Source organism: Methylobacter sp. (assembly GCF_023227905.1).
Classification (GTDB): domain Bacteria; phylum Pseudomonadota; class Gammaproteobacteria; order Methylococcales; family Methylomonadaceae; genus Methylobacter_A.
The window spans coordinates 1-10,118 of sequence record NZ_JALOCF010000090.1; the positions used below are offsets into that span (position 1 = coordinate 1).

11 protein-coding genes are annotated in these 10,118 nt (G+C 48.1%); 5 read left to right on the forward strand and 6 right to left on the reverse strand.

Annotated elements, in window-relative coordinates:
* Positions 1-108 (forward strand): BolA/IbaG family iron-sulfur metabolism protein (locus tag M0R47_RS20775; RefSeq protein WP_292558279.1); only part of this gene is annotated, 108 nt, incomplete at its 5' end.
* Positions 109-1,119 carry a peptidylprolyl isomerase gene (locus M0R47_RS20780; RefSeq protein WP_292558270.1) on the forward strand — a complete coding sequence of 337 codons (1,011 nt, stop codon included), beginning with the start codon at positions 109-111 and terminating at the stop codon, positions 1,117-1,119. It begins immediately after the preceding gene.
* Positions 1,120-1,156: 37 nt separating this feature from the next.
* Here M0R47_RS20780 and recJ read toward each other — a convergent pair whose 3' ends face one another.
* From recJ to M0R47_RS20810, 6 genes are all read right to left on the reverse strand, one after another.
* Entirely contained in the window at positions 1,157-2,902 is a 1,746-nt protein-coding gene (gene recJ / locus M0R47_RS20785; RefSeq protein WP_292558271.1) for a single-stranded-DNA-specific exonuclease RecJ, read from the reverse strand.
* A 74-nt stretch (positions 2,903-2,976) separates the two neighbouring features.
* Positions 2,977-4,056 carry a threonine synthase gene (gene thrC / locus M0R47_RS20790; RefSeq protein ID WP_292558272.1) on the reverse strand — a complete coding sequence of 360 codons (1,080 nt, stop codon included), beginning with the start codon at positions 4,054-4,056 and terminating at the stop codon, positions 2,977-2,979.
* Between the two features lie 10 nt (positions 4,057-4,066).
* Positions 4,067-5,377, reverse strand: coding sequence for a homoserine dehydrogenase (locus M0R47_RS20795; RefSeq protein ID WP_292558273.1), 1,311 nt, complete (start codon positions 5,375-5,377; stop codon positions 4,067-4,069).
* 228 nt (positions 5,378-5,605) lie between these two features.
* The gene (gene alaC, locus M0R47_RS20800) at positions 5,606-6,790 is read right to left on the reverse strand and encodes an alanine transaminase (protein WP_292558274.1); all 1,185 of its coding nucleotides are present in this window, start codon (positions 6,788-6,790) and stop codon (positions 5,606-5,608) included.
* Positions 6,791-6,892: 102 nt separating this feature from the next.
* Positions 6,893-7,663, reverse strand: a complete 771-nt coding sequence (gene kdsB / locus M0R47_RS20805) for a 3-deoxy-manno-octulosonate cytidylyltransferase (protein WP_292558275.1) — start codon at positions 7,661-7,663, stop codon at positions 6,893-6,895.
* A complete protein-coding gene (locus M0R47_RS20810; protein ID WP_292558280.1) occupies positions 7,660-7,851 on the reverse strand; it encodes a Trm112 family protein in 192 nt (63 codons plus the stop codon). Before M0R47_RS20810 ends, kdsB begins: the two co-directional genes overlap by 4 nt.
* A gap of 231 nt (positions 7,852-8,082) precedes the next feature.
* On the opposite strand from M0R47_RS20810, the gene M0R47_RS20815 reads away from it, so the two are divergent.
* From M0R47_RS20815 to M0R47_RS20825, 3 genes are read left to right on the forward strand one after another with little or no spacing between them, the layout of a single operon-like run.
* Complete coding sequence (locus M0R47_RS20815) at positions 8,083-8,556, forward strand: CDP-archaeol synthase (protein ID WP_292558276.1); 474 nt, start codon at positions 8,083-8,085, stop codon at positions 8,554-8,556.
* A 21-nt stretch (positions 8,557-8,577) separates the two neighbouring features.
* Positions 8,578-9,330 carry an endonuclease/exonuclease/phosphatase family protein gene (locus M0R47_RS20820; RefSeq protein WP_292558277.1) on the forward strand — a complete coding sequence of 251 codons (753 nt, stop codon included), beginning with the start codon at positions 8,578-8,580 and terminating at the stop codon, positions 9,328-9,330.
* The gene (locus tag M0R47_RS20825) at positions 9,327-9,917 is read left to right on the forward strand and encodes a CDP-alcohol phosphatidyltransferase family protein (protein WP_292558278.1); all 591 of its coding nucleotides are present in this window, start codon (positions 9,327-9,329) and stop codon (positions 9,915-9,917) included. The genes M0R47_RS20820 and M0R47_RS20825 overlap by 4 nt, the downstream gene beginning before the upstream one ends.
* Positions 9,918-10,118: the final 201 nt, after the last annotated feature.

The window sequence follows — 10,118 nt, forward strand, 5'->3', positions numbered from 1 at the left end:
CGGCACCAGCTTATTTATAATGCGCTGGGCGACATGATGAAACAACAAATTCATGCCTTAGGCATTAATGCTCTCTCACCCTCTGAAGAAAATAAAGGAAGATTCTAAATGAAAAAATTCATCCCCTTACTTGTTGTCGGCACAGCATTGATCGCCGGCTGTAACCAAGAAACATCCACTAATGCAGGCAGCACTCCTGCTACAACCGCTTCACCTGCGGTTGATAAAGCAGATGCTGTTGCTGTTGTTAACGGCCAATATATCTCTAAATCGTCTCTGGAAACGTTGGAAAAAGAAATCGCCGAACGTAGCCACGGACAAACTTTCCCTAAGGAAAAACTGGTTGAAGAACTTGTTCAGCGTGAATTACTGGTTCAGGATGCTTTGCAAAAGCAACTGGATAAATCGCCTGAATTCATTGCACAGTTAGAGGCCGCCAAAAAATCCTTATTAACCCAAGCCGTACTGCAGAACTTCATTAAAGCCAATCCGGTAACCGATGCTGAAATAAAAGCCGAATATGACAACAAGGTAGCCGCTGAAAAAGGTACTGAGTATAAAGCGCGTCATATTCTGGTTAAAACCGAGGCAGAGGCTAAAAAACTGATTACCGAATTGAATAAGGGTGCGGATTTCGCCAAATTAGCCAACAAGCATTCATTGGATGCTAAAGAATCTCAAAATGGCGGCGACTTAGGTTGGTTCTCTGCTGCACAAATGGTTGCTCCTTTCTCAGAAGCAGTGGCGGCACTGGAAAAAGGAAAATACTCCAAAGAACCCGTTAAGACCCAGTTTGGTTATCATGTAATTTTAAAAGAAGATTCTCGCCCTGTAACACCTCCACCATTGGAAGCGGTTAAAGAGCAATTGACACCTTTCATGCAACGCAAGAAAGTTCAAGGCATGATAGAAACATTGCGCAATCAGGCAAAAGTAGAAGTATTAGTGCCGCTGACTGAGGAGAAGCCAAAAACTGAAGCTGCTCCGGCAGAACAACCTGCTGCAGAGTCTGCAAAACCGGCTGAAGGCGCTGCAACTGAGACAGCTCCAGCGGCTCCGGCAGAACCAGCTAAAACTGAAGAACCGGCTCCCGCCGCACCAGCAGAACCAAAAAAATAATAGCATTACACAAAAAGGGCGGATTATCCGCCCTTTTTTATACTATTTTTTCCAGATACTGCACTATCAGCTGCACGCTGCGGTTCCCCCTAAACTCATTAATATCCAGTTTATAAGCCGCTTTAATGTGCCGCAAGCCCAGCCAGCTTTCCGGCTTATCCACATAAAAAGCAATCGCATCGATTAATAACTCGCCGAACGGTTTTCTCAGCACTAATTTAAGATGTCTTTGCCCGACAATGCGCGATTGAATCACATCGAAAACCCCATCAAAAACAGGCTCGGGGAATTCCTGTCCCCAGGTTGCGGCGTTCTGCAATAAATCAGCAAATCCAATAGTCAGCTCCTGCTCAGTAAGTTCGCCATCGGAATAGATCTTCTGCTCCAGATCAATAGTCACTAAACGTTTTCTGACCACTTCATCAAAAGCCAATGCAAACGGCGGATAGTCGTGCATTTTTATGCTCATGCCTGCTGCCATCGCGTGCCCCCCGAATTTACTCAGCAGCTTAGGGTGTGCGGCAGCAATATCACTCAATACATCGCGAATATGAACGCCGGGAATCGAGCGTGCGGAGCCTTTTATCTCATCTTTTCCGGCAGGCGCAAACGCGATAACCGGACGATGCAATTGATCTTTAATTCGTGATGCTAAAATGCCGATAACACCTTGATGCCAGTTTGAGTCAAATAAGCAGACTCCGGCAGGCAAATGGTGTTCATCAAGCTTTTTCATTTCACTTAACAAAGCCATCGCTTCGTTTTTCATTTGCCCTTCAATTTCCCGCCGGTCATTGTTCAGCTCATCGAGCTGCAATGCCATTTCTTTGGCAAGAGAAGGGTCTTCGGTAAGCAGACACTGAATCCCTAATGACATGTCATCCATACGTCCTGCCGCATTAAGCCTCGGCCCTATGGCAAAACCCAAATCGGAGGCAGAAACGGTTTCAGAGTTTCTGCCTGATACCTCGATAAGCGCTTTTATACCCGGATGCGAACGCCCTGTGCGTATCCTTAATAACCCCTGATACACCAGAACCCGGTTGACTTGATCCAGTGCCACCACATCGGCAACCGTCCCCAACGCGACATAATCAAGCAACTGAGCTAGATTGGGTTCTTGAACCTGTTTTTGCTCAAACCAGCCCTGATCTCTTAACCGGCTTCTCAACGCCATTAACACATAAAAAATAACGCCGACACCGGCCAGCGTGCCACTGGGAAACTTATCATCGATCAAATTGGGATTGACTATAGCGTCAGCCATGGGCAACTCATGCCCCGGCAAATGATGATCGGTGATCAGGACTTGTATGCCCAGTTCTTTGGCAACCCTAACCCCATCTATGCTCGATATGCCGTTATCAACGGTAATAATCACATCAGGATCTTGCTGCTTAACCAGATCGACGATTTCAGGAGTCAAGCCGTAACCGTACTCAAACCGGTTAGGCACAACAAAGGTTACCTCCTTTGCGCCCAGCGATTGCAAACCCTTAATAGCTACCGCACAACTGGTTGCGCCGTCGGCATCGAAGTCGGCCACAATGCAAATCCGTTTCTGCTCATTGATCGCGGTGATCAAATGTTCCACCATCTTTTCCATGCCCGATAGCAGCCATGGCGACGGAAGTTTAGCCAGCGTCCTGTCCAGATCGGCTTCTGAAGTCAATCCCCTGGCTAAAAAGATGCGTTCCAGTACCGGATGCATTTCCCCAAATTTTGCGCGCATCTTCGGGACTGAGCGGGTAACGATGGTTTTTTTTACGCCTTGATAATACATGGGTTTCCAATAAAAAAGCCGACAAAAGCCGGCTTTAGATGACTGCTTTATTGATTTTTAACGCGGAGCATAGCTTATAAACAATCCAAAATAGCCCGTTTAACCGCATCCAAACTGGCGTCAATCGTCACAGGATGTGCGGCAGCACATTGCGAGATAGCTGTATCGGGATCTTTTAAGCCATTACCGGTTAAGGTGCAAACAATCTTGCTGCCTTCAGGAATTTTTCCTGAGCCAATGTCATGCAAGGCTCCCGCTAATGATGTTGCCGAAGCAGGCTCGCAAAAGATGCCTTCAAACTGGGACAGCATTTTGTGAGCAGCTAAAATTTGTTCGTCGGTAAACTTGTCAAACCAGCCGCCGGATTCTTTTTGCGCAGCCCAGGCAAAATCCCAAGATTGCGGATGACCGATGCGTATCGCTGTCGCGATGGTTTCGGGCTCGTCGATCATGTGGCCGGCTAAAAACGGTGCCGCCCCGGCTGCCTGATAGCCGCACATAACCGGGCGAGTACTGCATACACGGCTAGTGGCATATTCAGTATAGCCTTTCCAGTAAGCGGTAATATTTCCGGCATTGCCGACCGGCAGACAGTGAAAGTCAGGCGCAAAACCAAGATCGTCGACAATTTCAAAAGCGGCGGTTTTTTGTCCATCAATTCTGAACGGGTTGATCGAATTAACGATGGTGACCGGCGCATGATCGGCGACTTCTTTGACCAATGCCATGCCTTTATCGAAGTTGCCGTTAATCTGGATAATTTCGGCACCATACATTAATGTTTGCGCCAATTTGCCCAAGGCAATCTTGCCGTCGGGAATCAGCACGAACGCTTTGATGCCGGCGCGTGCTGCATATGCCGCAGCAGCAGCGGAAGTGTTGCCGGTCGAGGCGCAGATGATAGCCTGACTGCCCGCTTCCACGGCTTTGGTGACTGCCATAGTCATGCCGCGATCCTTAAATGAGCCGGTCGGGTTCAGCCCCTCATATTTTACATAAATATCGACATCCTTGCCGATCAGTCGGGGAATATTTTGCAATTGAATCAGCGGCGTATTGCCTTCGTTCAAACTGATAATGCGAGTGCTTTCGCTAACCGGCAGGCGATCTCTATAGCGATTAATCAAGCCGGTGTGATGTTTATGAGTAGACATATTTTTTAATTTATCCCAAAGTTTCCAGGCGGATACGGTTAACTTTACCGGTAACGGTTTTTAACGCTTCAATTTCGGCAATCGCCGCGTTCATTTCTTTTTCCAGCGTGATCTGAGTCAGTATGATAATCGGTACCGACGTTTCATTGTGCAGCGGTACTTTCTGGCTAATCGCTTCGATGCTTATCTGGTGATCGGCCAAAATCCGCGTTACTTCAGCCAAAACGCCCGGCTTATCTTCAGCATTCAACCGCAAATAATAAGAAGTCCTGAACTTGTCCGCAGACAATACCGGTATGTCGGCTAAGGCATCGGCCTGAAAGGCCAAATGTGGCACACGGTTTTCAGGATCGCTGGTTAAAGCCCTGACTACATCGATAACATCGGCGACGACAGAGGATGCTGTCGGTTCGGCACCAGCTCCGGCGCCGTAATAAAGCGTAGGACCGACCGCATCGCCTTTAACCAAAACAGCATTCATGACGCCGTTGACATTGGCAATAAGACGACGCTCAGGAATCAAGGTCGGATGCACCCTTAACTCGATGCCTTCCGGAGTCTTGCGAGCGATGCCCAAATGCTTAATGCGATAGCCCAGTTGCTCCGCGTACTCGACATCAGTGCGGGTAATCTTGGTGATGCCTTCGGTATAAACCTTGTCGAACTGCAACGGGATGCCGAAAGCAATCGAAGCAAGGATGGTCAGCTTGTGTCCGGCATCGATGCCTTCCACGTCAAAGGTAGGGTCGGTTTCTGCGTAACCCAAGGCTTGAGCTTCGGCCAATACGTCAGCAAAATCACGGCCCTTATCGCGCATTTCGGTCAGGATGAAATTGCCTGTGCCGTTGATAATGCCCGCCAACCATTCGATGTGGTTGCCGCTTAAGCCTTCGCGTATGGCTTTGATAATGGGAATACCACCGGCAACAGCGGCTTCAAAAGCGACGATGACGCCTTTTTCGCTGGCTTTGGCAAAAATCTCATTACCGTGCAATGCGATCAGCGACTTATTGGCGGTTACAACATGCTTACCATTCTCTATGGCTTTCAGCACCATGTCTTTAACCTGCCCTGCCCCGCCGATGAGTTCCAGGATAATTTCGATTTCCGGATCATTGATGATTTCAAAAGGATCGGTCGTTAACGCGATGCCTTGCGTGTCGCAAATACGCTGCTTGCTCAAATCCTTTGCTGAGGCACGAGTGATGATGATTTCACGGCCTGCTCTGCGGGCAATTTCCGCCGCGTTTCGCTTCAACACATTGACTGTGCCGCCGCCGACAGTGCCTAATCCTAATATACCTACTTTTACCGGTTTCAAATCAAACTCCAGTTAAAAAAATATTTACCACAGAGGTCACGAAGGACACGAAGAAAACAATCCAATTAATATATTAAAACTTCGTGTTCTCGGCAATAGCTCCTGCATTGCTCTACCTCCTGCATCCTTGCAGTCGTCTGTGTTCTTCGTGGTTATTTCTTAATTTTTTATGCTAACGCACGAATTGTTTCATGGCCTCTGGAATGTGGGAATGATGAAAACGCAACATTATATAACCTTGTCTTTCTTCATCATATTGCGTATGCCGCGAACTGCCTGCCGGGTACGGTGTTCATTTTCAATCAGGCCGAATCGGACGTGATCATCGCCATGCTGGCCGAAACCGATACCCGGTGAAACCGCAACTTTGGCCTCTGCCAGCAGTTTCTTTGAAAACTCAAGCGACCCCATATGTTGATAGGCTTCGGGAATACGCGCCCAGACAAACATCGTGGCTTTCGGTTTTTCAACCGGCCACCCGGCTGCCGTTAAGCCATCGCACAATACGTCGCGTCTTTTCCGGTACATTTCGGCAATTTCAGCCACGCAATCCTGCGGCCCTTCAAGGGCAGCAATCGCGGCAATCTGGATGGGCGTAAACGTGCCGTAATCCAGATAAGATTTAATGCGTGCCAAAGCGGAAACCAGTTCTTTGTTGCCGCACATGAAACCCACACGCCAGCCCGGCATGTTGTAGCTTTTTGACAGCGAGAAAAACTCTACCGCAATGTCTTTTGCGCCTTTGACTTGCAGGATTGACGGCGCTTTGTAGCCGTCAAAAACGATGTCTGCGTAAGCAATATCCTGTACCACCCAAATTTTATGCTCTTTGGCGACGGCGATGATTTTCTCGAAAAAGTCGAGCTCCACACACTGGCTGGTCGGGTTGCCGGGAAAATTAAGGATCAGCATTTTCGGCTTGGGCCATGAATCAATAATGGCTTTATGCAGTTCTTCAAAGAAATCGCCGCCCGGAATCATAGGTACATGCCTTAGATCGGCACCTGCAATCACAACGCCGTAAGGATGTATCGGATACGCGGGATTAGGCACCAGCACTACATCTCCAGGGCCTAAAGTCGCCAACGCCAAATGCGCCAAACCTTCTTTTGAACCGATGGTGACAATGGCTTCGGTTTCGGGGTCCAAATCGACATCAAAACGGTTTTTGTACCAGGTACAGATGGCTTTTCTTAATCGGGGTATGCCTTTGGAAACCGAATAACGATGCGTATCGGGACGTTGGGCAGATTCAATCAATTTAGTTACGATATGCTCCGGCGTGGCCTGGTCGGGATTACCCATGCCAAAATCGATAATATCTTCTCCAGCCGCTCGGGCTTTGGCTTTCAGATCAGTAACAATATTAAAAACGTAGGGAGGTAAACGACTTATTCTATGAAATTCTTCCATTGACTGCTCTTGAAAAACCGGTGTTTAAGTGAAAGTTAAAAAATGTTGCCCAAGGTACTGTTATTAAAATGCTATGTCAAATGTAAGCAGCATCCGGACCGACTAGCGATCCAGGCGCAATACTTGTTCTACGCGTAGCAAATCTTCTTTTGTATCGACACCGGCGGACGGTGTCTTATCGACGATATGCACTCTAATGCTCTCGCCGTGCCAGAGTATTCTCAGCTGTTCCAGGGATTCAATCGACTCCAGCAATGAAGCATCCCAAAAACAATAGCGGTTTAAAAAATCAACAGTATAGGCATACATGCCGATATGCCTGAGATAAGGCATTTTACCGGAGGGTGCACCGTTAGGCTGGGTGAACGCATCCCTATCCCAAGGGATTGGCGCGCGGCTGAAATAAAGCGCATAACCGGCCTGATTCAAGACCACTTTTACCGCGTTGGGATTGAAAATTTCTTCCGGATCAGTGATCTTCGCAGCCAGTGTCGCTATGCCCGCCTGCTGCTGACCGGCCAGCGCTTCAGCGGTATCGCGAATATAAGCAGGTGGAATTAACGGTTCATCGCCTTGCAGATTAACGATGATGGTATCGTCAGCCCAGCCGCAAAGCCTTGCAACCTCGGCGATTCTTTCCGTACCGCTTTGATGATCTGCTCGCGTCATAACCGCTTTAATTCCCAGAGCTGTAACGGTTTGAAAAATCCGCTCATCATCGGTGGCGACAATAATTTCGTCGGCATCGGCTTCCTGCGCACGCGCACAGACATGCGCAATCATCGGTTTGCCGGCAATATCCAGCAGCGGTTTACCCGGTAATCTTGTTGAAGCGTATCGTGCCGGAATAACTACTTTAAAACGCACACTCATTTGTATAAGGCGTCGATTTCGTCATGAGTTAATTCGCGTGCGTCGTCTTCGAGCATGACAGGAATGTCGTCACGGATGGGGAAAGCAATACGGTCGGCTTTGCAGATAAGTTCCTGCTTGGATTTGTCATAAATCAGTGGGCTCTTGCATAAAGGACAGGCCAGAATATCAAGCAGTTTTTTATCTATCATGAGTTTCTCTTAAATTTATAGAAAGCGGCAAAGGGAATATTTTTTGCTTTAAACATTTTACAGTATTTTACAGTATTTTTAAGCAGCCTGTTTTATGCACTCAAGCAATGGCAAAAATCGCATCTGCTCTGAATCGACAGTGAGTGCCGGCTATGATCAAATAACATGGCTTATTGCGAGCAATTGAGGCTTATTAAGGTGAACGCGCTATCGTTGTGCTTATGTTGTATGATTCAGGCTGTCGCATTGCTTGTTGTGGCGAATGGCGCACCGGTGCTGGTCAATAAAATACTGGGTACGCAGTGGGCATGGCCTGTGGATAATGGGCTGAAGTTGCGCGACGGGCGTCGTTTGTTTGGCGACACCAAAACATGGCGAGGCTTATGTTCAGCTATTTTTTTTACCGTTCTTGCCGCAATTTTAAGCGGAATAGATCTTTTGACAGGTGTATTATTTGGTCTATTGGTAATGTCCGGAGATTTGCTGGCAAGCTTTATCAAGCGCAGGATGGGCTATGTTGAAAGTAGTCATGCAAGAGGTCTTGATACGGTGCCCGAGTCGTTGTTACCGGCATTGCTGTTAAAAGACTCACTGATGCTGAGCCCGATCGACATCACTTTGATTGTAGTGATTTTTTTTCTGATTGAGGAATTAATCTCGCCGCTTCTTTATCGACTGCATATTAGAAAGCGGCCTTATTAGATAAATTGACCGAAACTGCATATGAATAAAAAAGGATTGCGAATATTAACTTACAACCTTCATAAAGGTTTTAATGTCGGTAACCGGCGGTTTGTGCTGCACCAGATCCGGGATGCATTAATAGCCGCCGATGCCGATTTGATGTTTTTGCAGGAAATGCAAGGCGAGCACCTTCGCCATGAAAAAAGAATCGTCGATTGGCCGGTTTTATCCCAGCTTGAGTTTATTGCTGAAAACATATGGCCATACCATGCCTACGGCAAGAACGCGATTTACAGTGCCGGCCATCACGGCAATGCCATCTTGAGCAAACACCCATTCGTGCATTGGGAAAACATCAATGTGTCGCCTTTCCCCTGGGCCAGTCGCAGCTTGTTGCATGGCGTTATCCGCTTGCCGGAAAGCAATCAGGATGTGCATATCGTATGCATACATTTCGGCCTGATGGGTAAAGAGCGGCGCCTTCAGATAGCCAAATTATCCGCGCGTATCGACAGCCATGTGCCCCATAATGCGCCATTGATTGTTGCCGGCGACTTTAACGACTGGCTGGGACAGGCTGATCGGTTCTTTCATGATCACCTGGGTTTACAGGAGATTTTTCGTGAAACTCACGGCCGTTATGCCCGAAGCTTTCCGTCCTGGCTGCCTTTTTTACCGATGGATCGCATTTATTATCGCGGTTTAATCCCGGTATCGTGCGAGCGTCTGACCCAAGCACCGTGGCATACGCTTTCTGATCATGCGCCTTTGACGGCCTCATTTGCCTTATGAACGGCGAACCGTCCAAACTGAACTTACCCAACTTTTTAACCGGTTTCCGCTTTGTTGCTGCGCCGGTATTGTTGTGGTTAGCATGGAATGGATATGGGATTGCCTTTATGGGATTGCTCGCGGTTGCTTTCCTTACCGATATGCTCGACGGCATGGTCGCCAGAATGACCGGACAAGTAACGCAGTTTGGCGCAACTCTGGACAGCTGGGCGGACGTTATCACTTATCTAACCATTGCCTTGTGTTGTTGGTGGCTTTGGCCTGAAATTGTACGCCGAGAACTATTTTATGTTGGCCTGATTATAGCCAGCTGTCTGCTGCCGGCGCTGGCGGGCATTCTCAAGTTCGGACGCTTCACCAGTTATCATACTTGGGGAGTTAAAATTGCCGCGGCATCCATGGGCTTAACCTTATACATCCTGTTTTTGTATGGCTTGGCATGGCCGTTTCGTATTGCGGCGGTTATATGCATACTGGCCGCCATCGAAGAAATAGTCATTACTTGGTTGCTGCCTGAACCTGAATCCAATCTGCGTTCGGCCTGGGATGTGTTGAAGCGCTCTATGCCGAGCCGCCACCAACGGTAGCAGGCTGTTACGCCCAATGGGTAACGGAGATACCGAGCGTTGATCAAATGCTAAGAAATCGATAACCATAGGATGTGGCGATTTTGGGTAGAGGCTATAACTGAAACCTATTCTGATCTATAAGCTATGGAATGGGGTTCAGGTCATCTAAAGCCTCTACCCTGAGGCACTACGCTACTGCTCTACTCTCGGGTTTGGCCC

Excerpts from the sequence above, each read along its gene's own strand:
- kdsB (WP_292558275.1), bottom strand. The coding sequence starts at position 7,663 with ATGAGTGTGCGTTTTAAAGTAGTTATTCCGGCACGATACGCTTCAACA.
- M0R47_RS20780 (WP_292558270.1), top strand. The coding sequence starts at position 109 with ATGAAAAAATTCATCCCCTTACTTGTTGTCGGCACAGCATTGATCGCC.
- M0R47_RS20825 (WP_292558278.1), top strand. The coding sequence starts at position 9,327 with ATGAACGGCGAACCGTCCAAACTGAACTTACCCAACTTTTTAACCGGT.
- M0R47_RS20815 (WP_292558276.1), top strand. The coding sequence starts at position 8,083 with ATGATTCAGGCTGTCGCATTGCTTGTTGTGGCGAATGGCGCACCGGTG.
- recJ (WP_292558271.1), bottom strand. The coding sequence starts at position 2,902 with ATGTATTATCAAGGCGTAAAAAAAACCATCGTTACCCGCTCAGTCCCG.
- thrC (WP_292558272.1), bottom strand. The coding sequence starts at position 4,056 with ATGTCTACTCATAAACATCACACCGGCTTGATTAATCGCTATAGAGAT.
- alaC (WP_292558274.1), bottom strand. The coding sequence starts at position 6,790 with ATGGAAGAATTTCATAGAATAAGTCGTTTACCTCCCTACGTTTTTAAT.
- M0R47_RS20820 (WP_292558277.1), top strand. The coding sequence starts at position 8,578 with ATGAATAAAAAAGGATTGCGAATATTAACTTACAACCTTCATAAAGGT.